Source organism: Bacillus sp. AFS053548 (assembly GCF_002575105.1).
Lineage (GTDB): Bacteria > Bacillota > Bacilli > Bacillales > Bacillaceae_G > Gottfriedia.
In genome coordinates this window covers 105,363-129,309 of the sequence record NZ_NUHI01000014.1, presented here as the reverse complement: position 1 = coordinate 129,309, position 23,947 = coordinate 105,363, and the positions used below count along the sequence as shown (strand labels likewise).

The 23,947-nt window shown below is 31.8% G+C and carries 23 protein-coding genes and 1 pseudogene; 8 read left to right on the top strand and 16 right to left on the bottom strand.

The window, feature by feature from the left end; genetic code table 11:
* Positions 1–91: 91 nt before the first annotated feature.
* Both CN946_RS23375 and CN946_RS07940 read right to left on the bottom strand, forming a co-directional pair.
* The gene (locus CN946_RS23375) at positions 92–241 is read right to left on the bottom strand and encodes a hypothetical protein (RefSeq protein WP_091021567.1); all 150 of its coding nucleotides are present in this window, start codon (positions 239–241) and stop codon (positions 92–94) included.
* Positions 242–506: 265 nt separating this feature from the next.
* Positions 507–977, bottom strand: a complete 471-nt coding sequence (locus CN946_RS07940) for a hypothetical protein (protein ID WP_098860644.1) — start codon at positions 975–977, stop codon at positions 507–509.
* 186 nt (positions 978–1,163) lie between these two features.
* Between CN946_RS07940 and CN946_RS07935 the strand changes: the two genes are divergently transcribed.
* On the top strand, positions 1,164–1,595 hold the full coding sequence (locus tag CN946_RS07935) for a DUF2621 family protein (protein WP_097977842.1): 432 nt from the start codon (positions 1,164–1,166) through the stop codon (positions 1,593–1,595).
* 29 nt (positions 1,596–1,624) lie between these two features.
* On the opposite strand, the gene CN946_RS07930 is transcribed toward CN946_RS07935, so the two are convergent.
* Both CN946_RS07930 and CN946_RS07925 read right to left on the bottom strand, forming a co-directional pair.
* On the bottom strand, positions 1,625–2,104 hold the full coding sequence (locus CN946_RS07930) for a CcdC family protein (RefSeq protein ID WP_097977948.1): 480 nt from the start codon (positions 2,102–2,104) through the stop codon (positions 1,625–1,627).
* Between the two features lie 199 nt (positions 2,105–2,303).
* Entirely contained in the window at positions 2,304–3,011 is a 708-nt protein-coding gene (locus CN946_RS07925) for a cytochrome c biogenesis CcdA family protein (protein ID WP_098860643.1), read from the bottom strand.
* A 615-nt stretch (positions 3,012–3,626) separates the two neighbouring features.
* On the opposite strand from CN946_RS07925, the gene CN946_RS07920 reads away from it, so the two are divergent.
* Positions 3,627–4,367, top strand: a complete 741-nt coding sequence (locus tag CN946_RS07920) for an AzlC family ABC transporter permease (RefSeq protein ID WP_098860642.1) — start codon at positions 3,627–3,629, stop codon at positions 4,365–4,367.
* Positions 4,364–4,669, top strand: a complete 306-nt coding sequence (locus tag CN946_RS07915; RefSeq protein ID WP_098860641.1) for an AzlD domain-containing protein — start codon at positions 4,364–4,366, stop codon at positions 4,667–4,669. Before CN946_RS07920 ends, CN946_RS07915 begins: the two co-directional genes overlap by 4 nt.
* Before the next feature lie 84 nt (positions 4,670–4,753).
* Here CN946_RS07915 and CN946_RS07910 read toward each other — a convergent pair whose 3' ends face one another.
* The 3 genes and pseudogenes from CN946_RS07910 to CN946_RS07895 form a co-directional block, all read right to left on the bottom strand.
* Positions 4,754–6,643, bottom strand: coding sequence for a S53 family peptidase (locus CN946_RS07910; RefSeq protein ID WP_098860640.1), 1,890 nt, complete (start codon positions 6,641–6,643; stop codon positions 4,754–4,756).
* A 704-nt stretch (positions 6,644–7,347) separates the two neighbouring features.
* Positions 7,348–9,132 (bottom strand): annotated as a pseudogene (locus tag CN946_RS07900) (ABC transporter ATP-binding protein).
* Between the two features lies 1 nt (position 9,133).
* Complete coding sequence (locus tag CN946_RS07895) at positions 9,134–10,885, bottom strand: ABC transporter transmembrane domain-containing protein (protein ID WP_098860638.1); 1,752 nt, start codon at positions 10,883–10,885, stop codon at positions 9,134–9,136.
* Positions 10,886–11,130: 245 nt separating this feature from the next.
* On the opposite strand from CN946_RS07895, the gene CN946_RS07890 reads away from it, so the two are divergent.
* From CN946_RS07890 to CN946_RS23370, 3 genes are all read left to right on the top strand, one after another.
* On the top strand, positions 11,131–12,018 hold the full coding sequence (locus tag CN946_RS07890) for a type II toxin-antitoxin system SpoIISA family toxin (protein WP_286133872.1): 888 nt from the start codon (positions 11,131–11,133) through the stop codon (positions 12,016–12,018).
* A gap of 71 nt (positions 12,019–12,089) precedes the next feature.
* Positions 12,090–12,287 (top strand): hypothetical protein, encoded by a 198-nt coding sequence (locus CN946_RS07885; RefSeq protein ID WP_098860636.1) that lies wholly within the window; start codon positions 12,090–12,092, stop codon positions 12,285–12,287.
* 79 nt (positions 12,288–12,366) lie between these two features.
* Positions 12,367–12,510 carry a hypothetical protein gene (locus CN946_RS23370; RefSeq protein ID WP_176547251.1) on the top strand — a complete coding sequence of 48 codons (144 nt, stop codon included), beginning with the start codon at positions 12,367–12,369 and terminating at the stop codon, positions 12,508–12,510.
* A gap of 251 nt (positions 12,511–12,761) precedes the next feature.
* Here CN946_RS23370 and CN946_RS07880 read toward each other — a convergent pair whose 3' ends face one another.
* The 6 genes from CN946_RS07880 to CN946_RS07855 all read right to left on the bottom strand — a co-directional run bounded on the left by CN946_RS07880 (position 12,762) and on the right by CN946_RS07855 (position 20,235).
* Complete coding sequence (locus tag CN946_RS07880; RefSeq protein WP_176547250.1) at positions 12,762–15,053, bottom strand: FIMAH domain-containing protein; 2,292 nt, start codon at positions 15,051–15,053, stop codon at positions 12,762–12,764.
* Between the two features lie 946 nt (positions 15,054–15,999).
* Positions 16,000–16,212 carry a YneF family protein gene (locus CN946_RS07875; RefSeq protein ID WP_056476721.1) on the bottom strand — a complete coding sequence of 71 codons (213 nt, stop codon included), beginning with the start codon at positions 16,210–16,212 and terminating at the stop codon, positions 16,000–16,002.
* A gap of 85 nt (positions 16,213–16,297) precedes the next feature.
* Positions 16,298–16,735 carry a sporulation inhibitor of replication protein SirA gene (gene sirA, locus CN946_RS07870; RefSeq protein WP_098860635.1) on the bottom strand — a complete coding sequence of 146 codons (438 nt, stop codon included), beginning with the start codon at positions 16,733–16,735 and terminating at the stop codon, positions 16,298–16,300.
* A 190-nt stretch (positions 16,736–16,925) separates the two neighbouring features.
* The gene (gene tkt / locus CN946_RS07865) at positions 16,926–18,929 is read right to left on the bottom strand and encodes a transketolase (protein ID WP_098860634.1); all 2,004 of its coding nucleotides are present in this window, start codon (positions 18,927–18,929) and stop codon (positions 16,926–16,928) included.
* A gap of 187 nt (positions 18,930–19,116) precedes the next feature.
* A complete protein-coding gene (locus tag CN946_RS07860) occupies positions 19,117–19,356 on the bottom strand; it encodes a DUF896 domain-containing protein (RefSeq protein WP_098427400.1) in 240 nt (79 codons plus the stop codon).
* A gap of 222 nt (positions 19,357–19,578) precedes the next feature.
* Positions 19,579–20,235 (bottom strand): YneB family resolvase-like protein, encoded by a 657-nt coding sequence (locus CN946_RS07855; RefSeq protein ID WP_098860633.1) that lies wholly within the window; start codon positions 20,233–20,235, stop codon positions 19,579–19,581.
* Between the two features lie 140 nt (positions 20,236–20,375).
* Between CN946_RS07855 and lexA the strand changes: the two genes are divergently transcribed.
* Positions 20,376–21,023 carry a transcriptional repressor LexA gene (lexA, locus tag CN946_RS07850; protein WP_098860632.1) on the top strand — a complete coding sequence of 216 codons (648 nt, stop codon included), beginning with the start codon at positions 20,376–20,378 and terminating at the stop codon, positions 21,021–21,023.
* A gap of 105 nt (positions 21,024–21,128) precedes the next feature.
* Positions 21,129–21,755 (top strand): GyrI-like domain-containing protein, encoded by a 627-nt coding sequence (locus tag CN946_RS07845; RefSeq protein ID WP_098860631.1) that lies wholly within the window; start codon positions 21,129–21,131, stop codon positions 21,753–21,755.
* A 69-nt stretch (positions 21,756–21,824) separates the two neighbouring features.
* On the opposite strand, the gene CN946_RS07840 is transcribed toward CN946_RS07845, so the two are convergent.
* The 3 genes from CN946_RS07840 to CN946_RS07830 all read right to left on the bottom strand — a co-directional run bounded on the left by CN946_RS07840 (position 21,825) and on the right by CN946_RS07830 (position 23,818).
* Complete coding sequence (locus CN946_RS07840) at positions 21,825–22,265, bottom strand: hypothetical protein (protein WP_098860630.1); 441 nt, start codon at positions 22,263–22,265, stop codon at positions 21,825–21,827.
* Positions 22,266–22,625: 360 nt separating this feature from the next.
* Positions 22,626–23,042: a GNAT family N-acetyltransferase gene (locus CN946_RS07835; protein WP_098860629.1), complete on the bottom strand. Its 417-nt coding sequence runs from the start codon at positions 23,040–23,042 to the stop codon at positions 22,626–22,628.
* 134 nt (positions 23,043–23,176) lie between these two features.
* Positions 23,177–23,818, bottom strand: coding sequence for a glucosaminidase domain-containing protein (locus CN946_RS07830; RefSeq protein WP_098860628.1), 642 nt, complete (start codon positions 23,816–23,818; stop codon positions 23,177–23,179).
* Positions 23,819–23,947 lie beyond the last annotated feature (129 nt).

Sequence of the window (23,947 nt, the reverse complement as noted above, 5' to 3'; positions counted from 1 at the left end):
GGAATTGGCTATCTGATGACTAATAATTGAAAAAAGTACTTCGAATAAAAAAACATAGGGAGATTTTAGTCTTCCTATGTTTTCATTCATATTATTTATCTGTTTGTTTTTGCTTATTTTTCAAATACTCCGCACGCATTTTTTCAAGTTGCTGCTTTTTATCAAATTTGGCAGGCGTCTGTTTTTCATGAAACTTTGACACAGCCATCTGACCTTTTGTATCCAATTGATATTTTCCCACTTTATTCACCTACTTTTCTATCTTAAAAGAGAATCTATTCAACAAATATAATATACATTATTTTACTGAAGAAAACATTATTATAACGCTTAACCTTGCATATATCACTATAAAACACTATTATAACGCTTAACCTTGCATATATCACTATAAACATTAGAAACTTAGTAAAATATTTCATTTCCAATTGGTTTTCATTTCATTGATCAATATTCTAAAAATGCAAAAAGCCAAGTCTACATTAAATAAACTCGGCTTTCATTTATTAGTTATTTTTATTGACTAAAATAATCAATTCTTCATCAAATATAATGTCGGAATTTAAAATTAACAGTTCTCTTATAAAAGCTTTTGGATTTTCGAGGGTTAACATAAATGGTTGTACTGACTCGTTAATATGAATTAATAAAGTTATTATTTCTTTATTTTTTCCATAAACTTCGACTAGTTGCTTTATTTCTGTAATATCATTGACCTTAAGTTTAACTGTTAGAATGCCTTTATGAATAATAATTTGATCCTGGATTAACACAATATCACTTCTTATTAGGCGGAAAGCTGTAATACTTAATACAATTACGACTACAGCGATTTGCAGATAGGTCTTTACATCATTTCCGCTTCCTACAAGCATTGATATTAACTTGTACAGAATGACCAGGAATATTGAACTGGCAGCCATATAAAATAAAATACTTAGAAAAGTAAAGTGAGAAGAGAATTTAGTTTGTTTCACATTCTTTCGCCTCCTCTACGACTTTTTTCTTTATTTTTTCTACTATATGATTCAAATACTTAAAATGAAACTAGTACTTAAAAATAAATGGTCATTTTTTGACAAAAAACATATGTACTTGCTTGATACTTGTCATATTTTCTTACTATAATAGTGGTATGTTTACCTAATACAAGGAGGATACATATGTTTTCGTTCTTTTCTCAAATTATGATTGTCTTATGGACAATTTTCTTGTTAGGAATGATGTCAATCGGCGGATACTTTATGTTCAGAAAGTTTTTAAAAAGATTACCTAAAGAGGATGGGAAATCGATTTTAGATTGGCAGGAAGAATATTTACAACAAACAAGACATTTATGGTCAACTGAACAGAAAGAATTACTTGAAGAATTAGTAAAACCTGTTCCATCTTTATTTAGAGATATAGCTCGAGATAAAATAGCAGGAAAAATTGGTGAGTTAGCTCTAATAGCTAACGCTCCGCAAATTACACAAGGTTTAATTATTGAAGGTTATATTAAAGCAACCCCTAAACGTGATCATGCATTTTTAGTTAAAACATTAAAGAAAAAAGAAATTGATTTTACTGATTATAAGCATTTACTTGCAAAATAAAAACGTGTACCGATAAGGTACACGTTTTTTCATGTAATAATTGTATTTGATGGAAGCTGTCTTCTCATTTTTTGATATGATTTGTACATTGCTAAGCGCCAAGGAACAATCATTGAAAATGCTAATAAGAAGAACATACCACTTAATTGGCCTACATCGATTGATGAACTTAAATATAACTTCATCACGATTCGAACTACTAATAAACCAAGTAAGATAAAGACAAATGCTTTTGATCTTTTTAAATAAATTTCATTATCTACAATTTCAAATTTAGACGTTTTAATTAGAAATAACGAAAAAAATACTCCCATACAAACAGCTTCTAATACTTCAGAACCTGTCAATCTAAACTCAGGTACTAAGTACATTAATGCTCCACTACTCATAAAAAATGGAGGTAAAATTATTTTTTTAAGGTTTGTCGGCTTTTTAGCAGCTTTTAGTCTAACGAAAATTACACCTAAAGCCATACAGGTTGCAAATACTGTGCTAAAAATTATACTCATATCTTTACTCATTTTTTTCACTACCTTTTTTCTCAATCTTAAAGAATAACAATACTTTTATGCATTGACTAATATAGTTTTTGTGAATACAAAGCACTTTTTTTATCATATAAACTGATTATATAATACTGCTTCTACCACTTCGATGCAAATCCAATAACTTCAAATCCTGCATTTTTTTACATTGGAAAAATAATGGTTAAAACCCAGTAAATCCACCAAAAAATCTAGTAAAATAAATTGTTATTTTAGTCAACCAATCAAAATATAACATGATTCCCATTATGATCATGATATATCCACCAAAAACGACGATTTTATGTGAATACTTTTTAATCCAACTTAGTGATCCTAAATAAAACGACAATACAAAAAATGGAATAGAAAATCCAAGAGTATAAGCTAACATATAAAATAGACTTGAACCTGGGTTACTTACTGCAAGTGCAAATACTGAAGTTAAGATTGGTCCAGTACAAGGTGTCCAACCTGCTGCAAATGCTAATCCAATTAAAGTAGAACCTAGAAAACCTGAAGGGCGTTTTGAAAATTGAAACCTTTGATCATTCATTAAAAACTTCGGTTGAAAAATACCCGTTACGACTAATCCTAAAAATACAATTAAAATCGCACCAACTTGACGAATAAAATCTTGATAACGCATAAAAAAAGAACCAATTATGGAAGTACTAAAACCTAAAACAATAAAAATGATTGTAAAACCTAGTAAAAAGAACAAAGTATGTAGTAAAGTTTTACTTTTATGTATTCTTTTTTCATTTTGTAAATCACTTAAAGATACCCCTGTAATATACGATAAAAACGCTGGATAAATCGGTAGACAACATGGAGAAATAAAGGAGAGAAATCCCGCTCCAAATGCAATACCAATATTTAAATCCCCCATTAACTTACATCCCTTCTTATCTTTACATTCTAGTTAACATTATAACAGAATTGCTTTTTATTTAGTATTAAAAGTAGTTAATAGACCGCATCATACACATATTTTAAGAACCTCTAATCATTCATTCATTACCAAAAAATTGAAAAATAGTGATTAAAATGGAATATTTTCTCTAAAATTTCGGCACACTTGTTAATAAACTAAATTATGATTAAGGTGGAAAAATGTTTAAAAAAATATGGCCAAGTATGTTTTTATTATTAATCCTTATCATTTATTACTGGAAAATATTACCTATAATTTATAAATTTCATGAATAAGTCAAAATTTTTTATGGCATTTCCAAAAACTCCTCTTTTAACTTCAAATGCTTTAGTTTCATTAATGATCCCAAATATTAAACAAATTAAATTTTTAGTATTATAAAAATTTTCTTAATTTTATAGTATAATCATATGACCATCTTTGATGGCCGATTGTTTTCCTAACACTAAACAAGTATGAATACAGAAATATAAAGTGTCTGAAAACATTTTCTGCCATCTCAGCTATAGAACACTTTATTGTTCTTAATTACTAAAGGATATTTTTAATGAAGGGAGTTTCTAACTTAAGATGTCTACTGTTTTGCAAGAATCAAAAACTACACTTACTAAAGCGAATCGTAGTAAGGAAATGAAGGAAGGATTTTTAGCGTCTGTTCCCTTAATTATTGGCTATTTGCCTGTTGCTTTTACATTCGGATTAATTGCAAAGCAAGCTGACATTGATGTGCTAAATACTATTTCTTTTAGTGCGCTAGTTTATGCTGGCGCTAGTCAGTTTATGGGTTTATCAATGTATTTGGCAGGTGTGAGTTTTTTCCAAATCTATATCGCTACATTTATTTTAAATTTTAGAAACTTTGTTATGAGTCTATCATTTAATCATCAATTTAAAACTCTACCATTTTGGCATAGAGTCTACTTGTCTATTACACTAACTGATGAAAATTTCGCTGTAACTACTTTAGGTAAAAAAAGCAGTTCAGCAAGTTATTCGTCCATCTATCTGATTACATTACATACAATTGCTTATTGTACTTGGATAAGCGGTACTATTTTAGGAGTAGTTTTTTCCAAACTTATTCCAAAGATTATTAGCGAAAGCATGGGAATATCTTTATACGCTATGTTTATCGGGTTATTAACCCCAGCTATCCGTACAAATTGGAGAGCATGTTTAATTGTATTAGTGAGTATGCTATTAAATTTCATCCTTTCATCTTTTTTAAGTCAAGGCTGGTCATTAATTTTGTCTTCCATCCTTGCTAGTTTACTTGCAATTGTATTAATGAAAGGAGATCGCAAAGAATGATTGTCTTTTTACTTGTTTTAGGTATGTGCCTAGTGACAATGATTCCCCGAATAATTCCGGTATTTATTGTTGATCGGATTCAATTTCCAAATTGGGTATCCTCCTGGTTAAAAGGTGTTCCATATGCTGCATTGGGTGCATTAATTTTCCCAGGAATATTAAGTGTTCAAAAAGGAAATATCAGCGTTGGACTAATTGGTGGATTAGTTGCAATTATCTTATCATTACTTAGATTACATATCATTTTCGTTGTTTTTGGAGCAATAGGAACGGCTTTAGTGATGAAGCTTTATTTTATTTAGTTATTTTCTATATCTATAAGTTAGTTTCAATAATTTAGTAAATACAAAAAAAGTCGCATAATATGCGACTTTTTCTTTTGAAATTTATTTTACTGGAGTACTGAAATTATCAGCTAATTTTGCTACATCAGGTATTCCAAGTCCTGTAGCTTGGTTATAAAGCGTACCTGGTGTACCAGAATAGAATAGATTATCGTTTTCAGCACCTGATTTGTTTAATGGCGTGAAAGGCGATGTGCTTTGTTGTGCAAAGCGATAAATTTGAGGATTCCAGAAACCAACTTGAGTGTTATCTGCACTATTAATTAACGCCGATAATCCATTCAGTTGAGGTGATACGAAACTAGTTCCACCAAATACAGCATACCCGGAATTTGTTCCAGGTTTACCTGGTTCACTTAAATACACATAATATCCAGTGTATGGATCAGCAGCCATTGATAAATCTGGAAGGTTACGGCCTGTACCTTGTCCTGGAATAATAGTAGGTTGTTTGTATGTGACATTTGATAAATCTTGTGAAATAGTAAACTCATCAACTGCAGTAAAACTGTTAACCCCACTTACACCTTTTTGATAATCTGGAGTTTCAAAATAAGTACTGAAACCGCCACCACCACCATTAACTAAGTTAGCATCTGGTAGTTTTCTAGCTTTGTAATAATCATGTAGATAATCCCAACCCCAAGCACGTTCTTCACCAACTTTGACATCGACACCTGTTGAATTAGAGTGGAATTGGAAAGGTAATGTTGTTCCACCTGCTACTGTGATGTACGGACTTGCTGCTGGGAAATCAGCTGTCAGTTTAAATACTTTATCTGAACCTCTAGTTTCATCATAAGCACCTGCATCACCAGCTGCTGCAAACATCGATATACCTTGTGCTGCTGCTTGCATAAACAATTGATTAAATGTGTCTTCATACTCTGGTGCTTCCATTTGTTGCTGTACGTATGAATCAATACTTAGTTCACTTGATCCCCAACTTACTGAAATTTGTTTTGCTACATTCTCATTAATTGCATTCGAAAATGCATCTACAAATCCAGTATCTGAGTTAGGACCTACATACACATTAATATTTGCATCAGGAGCAATTGCACCTGCTTGTTGTATATCTAATGTAGTTTCTTCATAACCATCCCAACCAGAACCGCCATCTACATCTTTTACTGAAATACGATTAGGCTTAGTTTCAATTCCCATATTATCCCAGAATTTATATGCATCATCAGTATTAAATTCCGCTAGAGTTACTATACCGATTGTTTGACCAGCACCAGTTGCTCCCTTTTTATAAAGCGGATTAACATTGTAATGACTTTGTAAATCTTGTGGAGTTAAACTAAGTGGACCAGTTGGTACATCCTTCTTATCAATTATTGTTGGTTGTTTAACCGCTCTAGATTCTAAATTTGAATAATTATTTAAACCTAAAATACATAAAATATTATCTGAAATTACTTTTGGTAAAGTTGGGTTCTTTTTAGTAGCATGAATACTTTTACCTTTAAAACTAGCATATTTTAAATCGACACTTAAGGCTTTATTTAATTGAGCAACTGTTCCTGTTGTAGTAATCGTTAAATTATTTGCATGAACATCAGTTTTAATACCATATGCTTGTAGATATGACGTAACAGAATGGATATAAGCCGGATTTGGTGCATATTTAGCTTTGAATTCATCAACACTTAAATACTTTCGATAATGAGGAGAGTATGGTGTAACTGTTTCCTTAATATATTTTTCTAAATCATCTTTGTTTTGAAGTTTCAAAACAAAATCGATTGATAACGTAGTATTAGGATCCATTTCTCCAAAATAATTTGTTCCATCTAGTACAGCAGCCCCTGTACCTTGGGCTACTTCCTTATTTACTTGCGCGGCTACTTTAAATGTTGGTGTATTGACTAATAATAAAGAACTTGCCGCTGCTACAGTCATTAATGGTTTTTTCCAGTTTTTCAAAGCATATTCCTCCTTGTTGAGTACGTAAAACTCCTAAATTAAAAGACTAATATTGTAGAATAATAAATTTAATACCCTTTCATTTTCATATTTAATTTTAAAAATACTAAATTTATTTTCTGATATCGATTATAATTCTCGAAATAGTCTAAAAAAAGAAATATCATTCGATTTAAAACGCTAAAAACCTCCAATTTTCGAACAATTCTAACAAATTCTGTATATTTTTTAGTAATATTTTCCTTTTTAGAAAAATGCATTAACACTCTTAATTAGAAAAAATTAATTAAGTTCTTACTTTCCATTATTCAATTTAACAAAAAGTTAATTATTATAAAATAACAAATAACGAGTAAATTAAGCGAGTTTTAGTAAAAACAGGTACTTTAACACTAAAATATTCTTATTTCGATCTACCTTCCTAATCTTCGAGACACCCCACATTTGAACTATTATCGTGATCTTCTCCTATTCGTTTTGGTATCATTCTACTATTTGTAAATTAAATCGTTTTATTATCAACTAAATAACTTATTTAATGTAGAATTTACTAGAATAATTTAACACATAAAACAGATAACTAGGGATTCGATTAATTTAGCTCCACTTTATGAATATATTAATAATGAATTAATTTTTACTAATATCCTCCTGAATATAGTTCTATATAAAAAAAGCAGCTAGAAAATCTAGCTACTTTTTCATTACTCCGCCAATAATAAAGACCCTTTATTTTGTAATAGATACATATTATAGTACAATCCTTGTTTTGCAAGCAGCTGTTGATGGTTGCCTTCTTCTACGATTTTCCCTTTGTGCAATACATATATGCAATCAACATCTTGAATTGTTGATAAACGATGAGCAATGATAACAGTCGTTCTACCTTTTCTCATCTCTGTTAAAGCTTCTTGAATTGCTTCTTCTGTTTCACTATCAATATTTGCAGTTGCTTCATCTAATATAAGAATAGTAGGTTTAGCTGCGATCGTTCTTGCAAAAGTGATTAATTGGCGCTGTCCACTTGATAAAGTTGAACCTCTTTCAACAACTGCCTCGTCATACCCATTTGGTAATTTTTCAATAAATTCATTCGCTCTTACTAATTCGGCTGCTTCTTTAATTTCTCTCTCAGTTATTTTGTTATTATACATTGAGATATTTCCTTTTATATCTCCAACAAATAAGTACGGATCTTGTAAAACTAATCCGATATTAGAACGTAATTCACTTTCTTCAAATGTTGATAGTTTTTGATCATCAATCCGAATTTCCCCGTCTTTCACATCGTAAAAACGTAATAGTAGATTCATGATTGTTGACTTACCACTTCCTGTATGACCTACAAAAGCAACTGATTGACCAGGTTTAACTGAGAATGAAATATCATGAATGACATTGTGTACTCCGTCATATGCGAATGATACATTTTTAAAATCAATACTTCCTTCTTTTACTTTTGGTAAGTCAGTTCCAACTTTAGTAGGAGCTTTTTGTTCTTCATCCATTAAGTCAAATACTCTTGATGATGATACGACAGCTTGCTGTAACAAAGATAATTTCATCATCATTTGCGTAATCGGTTCAAAAAATCTTTCTAAATAACTTACAAATGCATAGACTGTACCAATCTCAACTGGATTACTAAAGGAAGTAATGCCAAAGAAGCTAAGAACAAACATTATTCCAATTGTATAAATTAAATCTGTTGCCGGTCTTAAAAACAGAGAATCTAATCGGATTGTTTTTACACCTGCATTATAGTGAGACTTATTAACTCCCTCAAATTCATTTTGTAATCTTTTTTGTTGGTTAAATGCTTGTATGATTGACATCCCTTGTAAGTGTTCGTTTAATTTCGCATTTAAATTACTTAACTGCCCTCTAGTCTCCATAAAAAATGGAAAACTTTTTTTACGATAGGTTAGTATAATAAAATAAACAATTACAACTAACCCTACACAAATCGTTGCTAATTTAGCGTCTAATGAGTACATCGCAATAATGATTCCCACTAAAAAGACAATTTGCTAGATAAACGTTGCCAGTACACTAACGTAAAAATCTTTTATAGCTTCTGTATCATTCGTAATTCTTGATACAATACTTCCAATCGGCGTTTTATCAAAAAACGAAAAAGCTAATGAATGTACATGCTCATAAACTTTCATTCTTATATCTTGAACAACTTTAAAAGCGATTTGTTGAAACATTAAAAGCTGTAAATATGATAAAACGATTTTTCCGATTGTTATTGCAACATATATAGAAAATAACGTTATGATTGTATCTTTTGGAAAATACCTTTTCATTAAGTGATCATCTAAAAATCTTTTAACTAAAATTGGACCATACATTTCACATGCTGTTGCAAGGAATAAGAAAATAAATGCAAAAGTCAGTAAAACTTTATATTTTTTTAGAAATGATAGTAGTCGTATTAAATCTTTTTTCTGCCTTTTAGCATCGATTTCAATCTCTTGATTCATTTTATCTCCCTCCTTGCTCTACTAGTTCTTCTAGTTGTTGTCTTTCAAACATTTCTTTGTACCAACCATCAATTTGAACTAAATCTTCATGTTTACCTCTTTGAATAATTCTTCCTTCGTCTAAAACGATGATTAAATCACTATGCATGACAGCACTCATACGATGAGAAGTAATAAATGTTGTTTTCCCACTTCTTTCATCCTTTAAAGAGTGTAATATTTTTTCCTCTGTTTTTGCATCCACCGCTGATAAACAGTCGTCTAATATTAAAATATTAGGATTTTTAATTAAAGATCTAGCAATTGAAATTCTTTGTTTCTGTCCACCAGATAATGATACCCCTCTTTCTCCTACAATCGTATCGTAGCCTAACGGGAATTCTAAAATATCCGCATGAATATTAGCAATCTCGGCAGCTTTATGTACTGTTTCGATTGAAGAATCAATTTGGCTAAACGCTATATTTTCCTTAACTGATGATGAAAATAAAAAATGTTCTTGAGGCACATAACCGATATGTGATCTAAGTGATAATAAAGTTGTATCTTTAATATCTAAATCGCCAACTGAAATACTCCCGTTAACTACTTCATACTCTCTCAATAAAAGTTTTAAAAGAGTTGTTTTTCCTTGACCAGTTTTACCAACTATTCCAATTGTTTGGCCTTCCTGAACATTAATATATATATCCTTTAATTCAAAATTTGATTTTTCATTAAACTTAAATGAATCAATTGAATAAGTAATTTCACCCATCTGAATTTTTTCTAATGCATTTTTCTTATTTTTAATTTCAGGTTCAACACTTAATAAAGAACGGATTCGATCATAAGAAGCGCGGCCTCTTTCGACTATATTGAATAACCATCCAATTGCAAGCATTGGCCAAATTAATATTCCTAAATAAGTAACAAATGTAATTAATTGCCCAACAGTAATATCATCTGCAATAACTAATCTAGAACCATAAACAACTGCAATAATATAGCAAATCGAAACAACTAACATGATTGTTGGATCAAAAAGTGCATCAATTCTAGCAACTCTCATATTGTATTTCACTACTAAATCTGCTTGGTTTTTAAAAGTAGTTACATCTTCTTTTGTTTGCCCTAGACTTCTTATAACCTTTAAACCACTCATACTTTCTTGAACTTTATTATTTAATTCCGAAAATGATTCTTGCGCTAAATGAAAACGTTGATGTAATAATTTACCATAATATTGAGTCAAAATGGCCATAACTGGTAATGGTAATAGACTAATAAGCGTTAACTTCCAACTTATTGAAACTGCCATCATTATTAGTACCGATCCACCTAAAATAATAGAATCAACAAAAGTTAAGATTCCAACCCCAGCTGTCTCGCGTACTGCTTGAACATCGTTTGTTGCGTGAGCCATTAAATCTCCTATTCTATTTTTTTGATAAAACGATGGAGACATTTTCGAAAAATGATTATATAAATCATCTCTAAGCTGTCTGGCTAACTTTAAAGAAGAACCAAATATTAATCTCCTCCACCAATATCGAAATGCATAAAGAAGTAACCCATTAATAAAAATTAAACCTACCAAAAAAAGTAAGTTTTTACTATTAAGTGAGTTTTTTACCATTTCATCAATTACATAACCAATAACTTTCGGAGGTAGTAGCTCTAAAATTGCAACGATTACTAAAAGAGATATTCCCCATACATAGCTTCTTTTTTCTTGTTTAAAAAACCAAAACAAATCTTTAAAAACTGACATTCCTTCACCCCCGCAATGCTATCATAATTAATTTTACAATATTTAGAAAACTCAAAACACAGTGTCCATTATAACATAAAAATTAAATACTTTTTAATAATCTGCTTATTTAAAATGGTTGTTAATTTTCGGTAAAGCCAAAGTTATGTTTCTCTATAAAGATTAACTGGAAGGACAAAAAATAGAAAAAAGTAGACATAATAAACATATCTCTTTATGGTAAAATTTATATACGGAGGTGAATTATGGAAGATACTCAAGATAAATCTAAAAATCTATTAACTACGAAAAAAAGAATTTTGATCCCAGTCATTCTAATATTGCTACTATTCCTTTTAAATATGGTGTTTGGAGATTCTATAATTAATTTTTTTCAACAAAATAAATGGTTTATTCTTACCGTGTTTTTAGCCATCATATTATACACAAGTTGGGTATTTAAAAAGTTTTTTAATAATCAAAAACAAAACCTAAGGAGAACATGGTATTTTTTTTTCATTTTAGGAGCTGTGTTATTGCTTAATCAAAGAGGTTTCAATGTAAATAAGTGGCAACACTTCACATTATTAGCAGGAATGTTCATCTTTGTAGATTTAGCTTTATTTCTTACACCTACCATTAAGAAAATAGGTGGCACGGAAATGGAACAAATCAATGAAGTAGAAAACGTCAATGATGTAATGAAAAAAATTATCGTTCAAACTCAAAATAGAAGTCTACAATTCACAGAAATACTTGATATGATGAAAATATCCTCATTTGAGACACAAGAATGGAATGAGATTGAAAGCTATCGGAAAAGTTTGGAAGACTTTTTGTTTACTTATGGTGAAATATGCAGACATAGTATTACTGTTTTTAAGAAAGACAAAGACATTAACTTTAAACAAGAAATAGGTGCTGTTCTGGGAATTAACATAACTGAAGAACAACTCACTTCAATTAATGAAAAAACGGTAATTCAAATTAACGAACAGATTGCTCTCATTCCATATCTAGAAAAAATATTTCCAGTAGTAATTTCTATAGACTCACAAAAAGAGCCTATATTAGATATCGACGTTGATCACGTAATTAATTTGTCTCTGATACATAGTTGGTTAAAAAAACCTCATCAAATTGATTTAGAGTAACAGAGAATAATATAGATTATAAAATATAAGTTTGATAGAATTATGCTATTAGCTTGAAGAGGAGTGGGAAAATGCCAAATAAAACAGGATCAACAAATACAAATTTAGTGGCGAGTGTAAATGGTCACGGTAGAGTTAAGTCTCCCTTCTTACATGAAAAGGCTACTCGAACTACCCCACAAACATCTCCATCTTTATTCACTAGAGAAATATTTAAAAGAAGTGACGAAGCCTTAAATCGCTTAAAAGCTAGTCGCATCAACGAATAGATATAAAATGTTTTAAACTTTCATAGATTGCCCATACAAATAATATATTTGAACAAAGCTATGTATGGGAGATGATTTAATGAGTGATAAAAAACAGAAAAGCCCCTTTTTAACGAACAAGCCCACAGGTACTTTACCAAAACGTTCTAAAGAAAATAGTTTATTACTGAACTTGAATAGAAAAATAAAGGATGAAATTGATAAATTTAAAAAAAACAATTAATGATTGTTTTCTCTAAGGTTTTAAATAGTTCGTATTAATTAAAGGCTCCGAAATTTAATCGGAGCCTTTTTATTATATTATTTTATCACAAAAAAACCACTTCCCATTGTTTGATTTCCCAATAGAAAGCGGTTTTATTTTTACTTATTTTTGTAGGAACTAAATGCTTTCACATTTTTTATGAAGATTCATACATTAGTGTTCTTCCATTTCTCTGGCACAGTTACTCTACCAAAAACAGTCAATCTACCCTATTCCCAAACCTCAATCATTGCATCGGAGTATGCTTTTAAATTATTATACGCTTTTGCGGAAACCTTTTTCCAAGCATTTTCATATTCTAGAAATCCTTTAAAATCATTAATATGTTTGATAACTTTATCAGCATTACCATTCTTTTCAAATTGATCTACAGATTTCAAATGTGCCTTCAAGGCTTGCGCTGACCCTGCTTTGAAGGCTCCTGCATTGTCGAAGCTGTCGATTATAGAACTTACACCAGCTGCATTCAGATTGTTTAGTAAAAGATTGTTATCAGTAGCACTTTGATTTGAGTCTGTTTCTGAAGTTGCCGTAAAGTTAATATTGGCCGGTGCTGTCATACCTTTAGGAATTTTCACGTACACAGGTACATCAACGGTTTTACCCGGTTCAACTGCTACAACATTGTTATCAAGTTGAACTGTCCAATCATTACCTGCAGAAGCGTTAACACGAATAAGATCCTTCGCTTCGCCGGTATTAGTAACATTAAAATGATAAACTGCCACTTTGCCCGCTACAGCAGGTTGTATAGTGCCAGCGCTTACATTTACCCCGCGTTTATAGGCACCTGAGCCCTCGGTATTACGAACAGCAACTTGATAATGTAGGACGCCGTCATTGCCTTTGTACTTCCCTAAAATGTAGAATTGAAGTTTATTGTACGGGTCGATGTACTCACTGACAACATCGCCTTGGCTAATAGAACCATTGAATTTACCGCCAACCAAACTTGCTCCACCCCCTGCATGGAATAAAGAATCCAGGGCTTGACGTGGGTCACCTTTTGTAACCGCTACAGTTGTACCGTCAGGCTTAGTAAAGTCCTTCACAGAGATATCTTCAGGATGTGAATCAACTGGCCAAATGAACGGGGCAGTCTCTGCATTTTTTGTTTTGGAAATCAATACACCTGAATCGGCTGCAAAGGAGTCCGCACCAACTCGGTCTACCACTTCTAGGGTGTAGTTATTGTACTTAGCGTTGTTTACGTTGCCGATCATATCGTTACGCCAGTCACCGCTTAGGTAATTACTTGGTGTTAAATCGGTCATACTGATGTTGATACCATGGAGTCCGCTTCTGCCGAATTTACTGCCAATTGGTACTTCGCGCGCAATAATATCCGCAAACACAGGTCCAGACTCTTTTAATTCATCACGGTTGAGCTGCAGGACTTCATCATTGGATAGAAATCCTTGTTTCATTTTATTTCGAAGCGTATGTGGTGCCGGTAACGATGAACCAAGGGTTGCCGGAATCATCCATCGGGTATGCGTTCCACCTGGGCCATTAAATGACCCGCGACTCATCGTTTCCCAATAACCCGAATAGGTTCGAGGGTCTAGAGCTGCATTATTATAGTTATCGCCCAGTCCCTTAAGGTGACCAAATTCGTGAGCAAATGTAGACATGCCATCACTTTCACCTTGAATAGAAACACGAATCGATTTGCCATTTAATGTTGCACTCGATGCAGCAGACCAAATAGATTTTGCTGCAAACCAAGAAGTCCATGGTACATAACGAGTTTTTGCCCAGTTTGGCATAGTCTCAAATCCAGTTAAATTCGGTGGACCAAATTCAGCTGGCACCGTATTCTGATTCATAAACTTCATTTCGCCCAGTTCTTGCCATACGGTTGATTCATCATAGCCAGCATGTACAATGAACGCAAAGTCATAGTTTTTTCCTGATGCGACTATGTCTGCTGTTGCTGCATTAATGCCGTCCTGGAAGAGGTTACCGGTCTTATAATTACTCGGCAGAAAACCAGAATTAAAATTGTCAAGCCCATACTGAAATTCGTATTTATCCAAGCGATAAGGACCGTAAGAATCAAGGGTTACGCCCCATTTTCCATATGAGTTCTCTTTCCAAAAGCCATCAATTGTCTGATAATGATTTAGCTCACTTGGAACATTCAAGTAATTCGTCCAAAACTCCCCGAGTTTTTCGCGAGGAACTGCATTGACTTGTGGATTACCGATAGGATCCTTCCCCTTAGGCAAGGTCAAGATAAAATCCTGACCCGGAAAATCAACCAAGATCAGCGCTCCTTTAAGGTTTGTTTCCGGTTGAATACTCTTATCGGTACTCCAATTTATACCAGGGACTGGTTTATAATCATTCCAGGTCATATCGTCTGGATTCACCCATGACTGAGGATCCACTGGTCCGGGCATTTTATCAAGCCCTGGTTCAGCAGCGAATGCGGATGTTGAATACATCGAAATCATTAAAGTGGTCGATAAAGCAGCAATCTTATTTCTACGCTTCAAAATAATTCTCCTCTCACTTGTAAACTATAATTATGTAGCTTTCGATTTCGAATTTGTCCTGTCGATTATGTGATGTCATCATTTCTTTTCGGACTTTTTATCGTCACCCCCTGATTAAGCCAACAGTCTACTTATTCCCCCCCTTTAAACGTAAAAACATAATTATAAATCGGAAAACAATCTGACAAATTCCTCCTCCTACATGAAATCTATCTTTTAGGTAAGCCTAACAATTTACTAATTAATAGACTTCATTGATAGTTTACTAGATGCACTAATATGATGAAGCACAATAAATTATTTAATAGTTTGTTAACAATTCTAATCTTTTAATAATGGGTATTTTGACAAATATTGGAACTAACATGAACTTTTTTATCGACTTTCTTCTTCGTGTAATTTGTTAAATAGATAGGAATCGACGAATTAAACGATTAAATTTCTAAAAATTTGTCAACTGTTTGCGGATTTTGGCATGTTTTGTATAAAAATATTTGTTCTAAAATAATTTGCCAATGTACTAAATGATTAAATAAACATTTGAATTATGAATACGCATTTCTTAACCAAGTACTGTATAAGTACTGTATTGGAGTGTTGTATTAAAATTTGCAAGATAATCCGAATTCTTATAAATTCAAAATGAAGAAAAAGATATAAAAAAACACCAACTTTTCTCGAAAGTCGATGTCTTAAATTTTTTTCTTTCCCTATTTATGGCTAATTTCTTTTGGTATTCATTAAAATTTCCTCTAAAAATATAAAAACCACTTTCCTATTGGTTAATCCCAACAGAATAAGTGGTTTCAGATTAGTATAATGATTCATGATTTAAATAATTACAAATTCTTAGTGAAGAATTCACTTAAAAGAGCTGGTTCCAGAAAGAATATGTTCAATATTTATTTCAAAACAAGCTATAAAGCCTTATATTTAAAAGGATTTATTATTTTGTTTGGTTGTTCATAGCCTTCATCATTTGATTAATTTTCTTTTGTGAAGGTTTTTGTCCCATTTGAGCCATCATTACTTTTAACATTTGTTCATTAATTGGTGGATTTTTCTTTAGGTAGTTCATTGTATATTGACGAGCTATGAAAAATCCAATCGCTACACCTGCAATTAATGCTAAGATGCCGACTAGAAAGTATACCCACATTTTATTGCTTCCTCCTTAAAATCATCTAGAAACAATTTTACTAAAACTAACCAGTTTATACAAGAGCAAACTGTAATTTAATCATTTAAATATACTTTTGATAGGCGATAGGTCTTAGCCAGCCAAATCGCTGATCCTTCACATCAATTGCAATGAATGTTGAACGAAACTTTCTTAATAGCTCAAAGAATATTGTTTCTGCCTCTAATGATCCTTCTGCATATAATATTAGTTCGTGAGGATAAAGTTTTAGCTGAGCCTTTGCACCATCAACAAGTTCGAGAAGATACTCTCCAGTTTCCTCATAAAAGTAGATCTGTTGAGAATCAAATTTGCGAATAAATGTATGTAGCTCGAATAATGGTATTGGTTCTGTAATATATTCTAATTGTTTTTCGATAATATTCCTTAGTTCAATAGATGAGTAATAATACTCATATACTAGTTGATATATTTTATGCTCTTTCCCATAAAATTCTATAGACAGTGGTTCTCGAATTAAAAAAATTTTATATTCCCTCATATCTTGTCCACTCCCAACAACTATCTGTAAGGAAGATTATATAAAATTCCATTCAAAATATTTGTCATTTTTAAGGAGTGAAAATCAACTAGTTTTGTCGAAAAATCTTTAATAAAGTATTATATTGAAAAAAGGTTAGGAAATAGGAAAAGAATTTAAAATTCTTTCCCTATTTTCCCGTCTTCACCTTTTATTGTAATACTTTTTTTGCTGCTGAAACGACATGATCAACAGTAAAACCGAATTTCTCCATTAATAAGTTACCTGGAGCAGATGCACCAAATGTATCGATTGAAATAACTTCTCCATCTAATCCTACATATTTATGCCAGCCGAATGATGAACCCATTTCTACTGCTACTCGTTTCGTAACTTCTTTTGGTAATACTGATTGTTTATATTCATCAGATTGCTTTTCAAATAAGTCCATTGAAGGCATTGAAACAACCGATGCAGAAATTCCTTCTGTTGCTAGTTTTTCTTGTGCTCCAACTGCTAATTGTACTTCACTACCTGCAGCAATTAATACGATATCAATTTTATCTTGTTTAGCAGGAGAAATAACGTATGCACCTTTCGAAACTTTATTATAAATATCAGTAGTAGTTCCCTCTAAAGTTGGTAAATCTTGACGAGACAATACTAACATTGTAGGAGCGTCTTTAGCTTCTACTGCCACTTTCCATGATGCTGAGCTTTCATTTCCGTCTGCTGGACGAATTACATTTAGATTAGGCATTGATCTGAATGCTGCTAGTTGCTCAACTGGTTCATGAGTAGGTCCGTCTTCACCAACTGCGATACTATCATGTGTAAATACATAAGTAACAGGTAAATTCATTAAAGCTGCTAAGCGAATTGCTGGTTTTAAGTAATCAGAGAAAACAAAGAATGTCGCGCCAAACGAATGAACGCCACCATGTAACGCCATACCATTTAAGGCTGCACCCATTGCAAATTCACGTACACCGAACCAAATATTACGTCCATCGTAGCTTTCTCTCGTAAAGTCACCTTTACCATTCATATACGTTTTGTTAGATCCAGCTAAGTCAGCGGATCCACCAAAGAAACTAGGTAATACGTTTGCAATAGCGTTAATTGCTTCACCTGAAGATGAACGAGTCGCAATTTTTTTACCTACTTCATACTTAGGTAATGCTGTTTCTAAATCTACAGTAATTTTACCTTCAATCGCATTCTTTAATTGAGCTGCTAATTCAGGATATTTTTCTTCGTATTTTGCAAATGTAGCATCCCATTCTGCTTCTTTCTTTGCACCAGCTTCAACGATTACTTTATTAAAATGTGCATACACTTCTTCTGGAACGTAGAATGCATTTTCATAACCCCAAGCATACGCTTGTTTCGTTAAAATCGTTTCTTCTTTTCCTAATGGCTCACCGTGAGATTTTGATTTACCAGATTTATTCGGAGAACCGTAACCGATTGTTGTCTTCACTTCGATTAAAGTTGGTTTTGATAATTCTTCTTGAGCTTTTTGGATCGCTGCAGTAATTTCATCTAAGTTATTACCATCTTCAACTCGGATTACTTGCCATCCATAAGCTTTAAAGCGGTCTTCTACACTTTCAGAGAATGAACGATTTAATTCTCCGTCTAATGAAATATCATTCGAATCATAAAGAACTACTAAGCGACCTAATTGTAAATGTCCCGCTAATGAAGCTGCCTCTGCAGAAACACCTTCCATTAAATCTCCATCACCACAAATTGAGTATGTAAAGTGGTCAACTACATTTAAATCTTCTTTATTATATGTACCTGCTAAATGACGCTCTGCTAAAGCCATCCCAACAGCCATCGCAATACCTTGTCCTAATGGACCTGTTGTAGCTTCAACACCGTGTGTATGTCCAAATTCAGGATGTCCTGGAGTGTTGCTTCCCCATTGACGGAAGTTTTTAATATCTTCAATCGAAACTTCGTAGCCTGATAAATGTAACATGCTATATAGTAACATTGAACCATGGCCTGCTGATAACACAAATCGGTCTCTGTTAAACCATTTTGAATTTTTCGGGTTATGATTCATAAATTTTGCAAACAATGCATATGCCATCGGTGCAGCGCCCATTGGCATTCCTGGGTGACCAGAATTGGATTTCTCGATTGCATCAATTGATAATGTACGAATCGTATTAATTGCTAATTGTTCAATATTATTAGACATAAATTTCGCTCCTTTAGCTTATTCATAGATATTATCATATAATTTACCATGATTTATTACAATAACTAACACTTAGTTTTGACATTTTTAACAAATTCTTTCCAAGAAATAGAAAAAAGCAGAATATTCTTCTGCTTTTTTCTGTTATTTTAAACAAAATATGAAATTTTATAATATTAAAACCTTTTTAATGTAAGTTTTTTTTACGCATTGCTTTTTCATATTTTAACTTTGCTGGTGTAATATCATTCCCTTTTTCATCAACAATTTTAAGTGAAGTTAATTCATCCATCATACGAGAACGGAAATCTGCTAAATATTCTTTCCTTAATTGATCTTGTTCAACTTTCTCTTCAGGACTTAATCCTTCTTCTTTTGCTTTTTTTGATAATTCATTTATTCTATCTAAAGTTTTTTTAGTAACCATTGATAACCTCTCCTTTATTTGTATCTTATCTATTCATTGTTAGTTCCATACTTTGAAAACAGGCGATTAATTGCCTGTTCATTCTTTGCGAGAAAGTCTAACTTCGAGCTGTTTTAATAGGTGTAAAGAGCACCGCACTTAGCAGGCTAAGCAAAGAAAATAGCGATCGTTAGTCAGAGTCTGATATTTTATTCAATGTATCTCATCTTACAATAAATTGCATTAGCTTTCAATATTGGAGTTTTCTTTCATATGTTCATTATACCTTCTATTGACAGTTGCCTTTGAAACGTTATATCCAAATCCTTTTAAGGTAGCTGCAATTTCTTCAAATGTTAGGTCGTTTTGACGTAATCTTACAATTTCGGAAATCGGTAATTCCAACTTATCTCTACCACCTGCGTTTAAACTACCTTCTAAGTTTTTTTGAGGCTTATACCCGTTTTCAACCGCCTTTTTCATACCTCTTTTTATTTTCATATTATGAATTTTCCGTTGATATTCCTCTACAATACTTAAAATTTCTAAAACCATTTCATCACTTTCACTTAATTGAAATTGTCCATTTTGAGAAGAGGTAAATAATCTTATTCCTTCCCTTTTTAAAAAATGTAATAATGCTATTCTTGCATGACCTCTTCCTAATCTTGTTTCATCTTGTATTAACAAAGCATCAACTTGATGCTCTTTTATAATTTGAAATAGCTGGAATAGCCCTTCTCTTTCTACTTCATACCCACTAGCCTGTTCGCCTATTGTTTCTAGAATACACATTCCCATCCGCTCAGCTAATTCGGTTAGTTCACTTATTTGTCTATTTAATGATGTTTCTTGTGAATCCTTTGCTGTACTTACTCTCGCGTAAATTATTGCATTCATTAACTGTTCCCTCCATACGAACACGAAAACTACTTTAATAAAAAATAGAACTAACGTTTGTATATCATATCCTATCATGATATAATGAAAAAAATAAAGAGGAACGTATTATCTACTTTATAGGCAAGGGGGAAATTCGAATGAACAAACTATCGAAAAGGCAAGCAGAAATTTTAGCTTATATTAAAGACGAAGTAAAAATTAAAGGTTATCCACCTTCAGTTCGAGAGATTGCTGAGGCTGTTGGTTTAGCTTCAAGCTCTACAGTACATGGTCATTTAGAGAGACTAGAACAAAAAGGCTTTATCCGTAGAGACCCTACGAAACCGCGTGCAATTGAGATTCTTGGTGATACAGCAACGGTTGTAAATGAAGTACCAGCATCATACAGTGAAATCCATAACGATATTATTAACATTCCCGTAATCGGTAAAGTAACTGCAGGTATTCCAATTACTGCAGTCGAAAACGTAGAAGAATATTTCCCTTTACCGACATCTGTCGCTCCATCTAACGAACAAGTTTTTATGCTACGTGTAGAAGGAGATAGTATGATCAATGCTGGTATTTTGAATGGCGATCTTGTAATCGTTAAAAAGCAATTCACTGCTGAAAATGGCGAAATTGTTGTTGCCATGACTGAAGATAGTGAAGCTACTGTAAAGCGCTTTTATAAAGAAAGCGACCATTTTAGACTTCAACCTGAAAATGATGCACTGTTTCCTATTTTATTAAAACAAGTATCAATTTTAGGAAAAGTAATAGGAGTCTATCGTACATATCATTAAACCTCTTAAAAGCAATGACATATTTATGTGATTGCTTTTTGTTTTTAACAAGCATAGTCATAACAAAATAAACCAAACTGACTTATTATTAAGGGAGTTTTTTTAGTGAGTAAACTTGAGTGGAGAAAAAGTTTAAAAGAAATTTATTTACCAAAAAGTAAGCCTAGTAAAATTAACATACCAACCTTTAAATATATAACGATTGAAGGCAAAGGCAATCCAAATAATGAATTATTTAAAGAAAATATCGAAGCACTTTATTCTTTAGCATATGCCATTAAAATGTTACCCAAAAAGGGCATTGTTCCAGAAGGATATTTTGATTACACAGTCTTCCCTCTTGAAGGTGTATGGGATTTAGATGAAGAAGGTAGAAAACTAGCCTATTTAAATAAAGAACATCTTCTATATAAATTAATGATTAGACAACCCGAATTTGTTACAGAAAATTTAACATACATCATTTTAGATCAACTTAAACAAAAAAAGAAAAATCCATTATTAGCAAACTTAAAACTCGAATCGATTTCAGAAGGCTTATGTGTACAAACCATGCACATCGGAAGTTATGATGACGAACCAAGAACCTTTAAATTAATGGAAGAGTTCTGTATGGAGAATGATCTACAAAGAATTCAAAAAACACATAAAGAAATCTATATTTCTGATGCGAGAAAAACACAACCTGAAAAATTGAAAACTGTTTTAAGATTTCAAGTGGAAGAACTATAGACAAATTAAAAGAGCTTGGAAGGACCAAGCTCTAGACTTACTATTAGTTAACTGGAACAGATCACTTTATCATTCACTATAACTCTCAAAATTCTTCTCTAAATCATCTCTAAACGCAATTGCTAAATAGTTATCGATTATATTTCTAGTAATAGGTGATTGAAATACTTGACTCTTGTATGCCCCACCATCATATTCAATTATATCAATCTTATTTTCAACCTGTTCATTTTGCACTTCATCAAAATATTTAATACTAACTACTACCCCAGCGTCATCAATCGTAATTAATAACTCTCTTTGATTTAATAAGACCTCAATAACACTATCTTTATCAATCATAATATCAAACTCACCATTCGAAACTTCAATTTCCTTTTTTAAAGACTCCTTTAAATCAACAAAATATGATTCAAATTTTTCACACATCTTACTGTAAGCCATATTTTCTGTAACAGTTTCTTTATATATTGCTTTTGTTTTTAAGATGAATTCCCTTTTAAAATCCATATTTCCACTCCTTATAGTGATATAATTGGAGCATTTATATATTATTACTATTCATCATGCATTGAAAAATAGAATAACAGGAAGAATGTATTTAAAAATTTTTTATATCGAATAGCCTAAAGTAACAAATCAATTAATCCATCAGGACTTTTTACACACTCTTTCGTTATTATTGTGAATAATAGTAAACGTTTTCAATTTAACTATGAAAAGATAGGATTATTTCGAACAAAGTTTGAGAACCGCTTGAGAGTAAATTTATATAGTATTGAAGATGGGTATTTGGGAGTGGCTAATGATAATTGGGGTAATAAAAATATTGTTATTCTTCTTCAAAAAATAAATTACCAAAAATATCGTTTAATCTATTAATTTAACATAAATAATTTCAGGATCTCCTTCATCCAAATTATCGATAAATCCACTTTCAATATATCCTAGAGATTGAAAAACTTTTTGCATTGAGATATTTGATTTGTTAGTAGATGAAAATAATTTCTTTTCTGAAAAAACCTCAACATATTTCATGAGATTTTTTGCTACACCAAGCCTCCTCGTTTCTGGTGAGACAATTATTAAATCAATAAATAAATGGCCAAAGAAAAATTTATGATAAATCATAAAACCTACTATCCTTTTATTCATTTCACATACAATGCATCGATTTTCTTCAATTGATCCTTTAATTTGATTTTCCCTAATTCGACTTTCAATAATTTGAGAATCTAGAATTACGATTGATTCACAATCATTCTTTACCGCAATTCTAATTTCCACTTTCGTTCTCCTTTTCTTAAATGGTTATAGTTAACTTTTCTATAAAATTCTTTCAAACCCTCTTATGTAGTAGGTTAAAATTAAAAAACCTGTATTTAAAACCATACAGGTCATTTTATAAATGATTAAATACCTTATAGATTTGTTGGATTGAAAAGTTTGCCCCATGTTTTTACCCCAACAATTCCATCAACTACTAAATCATTTTTACTTTGAAATTCTTTAACCGCTTTTTCGGTTAAAATCCCGAAAATCCCATCCACTTTGACGCCTATTTTTTCTTGGACTTTCTTTACTTGTACTCCCCTTGATCCTTTTTTTAGAACTCCTTTATAAGGATGTAACTCAATTTGAATAATCCTTTTATATAATCCATTTTTAATATTTGCATTATTAACCGAGATGAGTACATCTGCATAATTAGGGGCTACTGCCCAACCTGCGGAAGCGATTGCTTTAAATTGTTCATTAGCAGTTTTGTATGTTTTAACTTTACCATACCTCGGATTATTTAAAATAAAATCAACATAGCCCTGAACTGGATCATTATATTTTATATAATAACCACCTTCATTTTTAGGTCTAGCTGTTCCCCTACTACTAAGAGGTAAGCCTGGATACCACGTTTGGCCTGCGATATTGTTATTTTTCTTAAAATTTTTAGACGTAAAATGTGCTGTTTCTACTTGCCATTGAGTATAAATTACTTCTGTTAACCAGCCAATTTTTTTTGAAACTTCTTGGGCATATTGAAAATATTTAACTGTATTAGACACTATAGACTAATCCTCTCCTTTAAGTGCTTGTCCTATAGAGTATTCATTTGCTCCAATCTTGGTACTAAGGAAATAGTAGAAAAGTAATGTAAACTTACTATATTTTCTATTTAAAATTCATATTTCTAT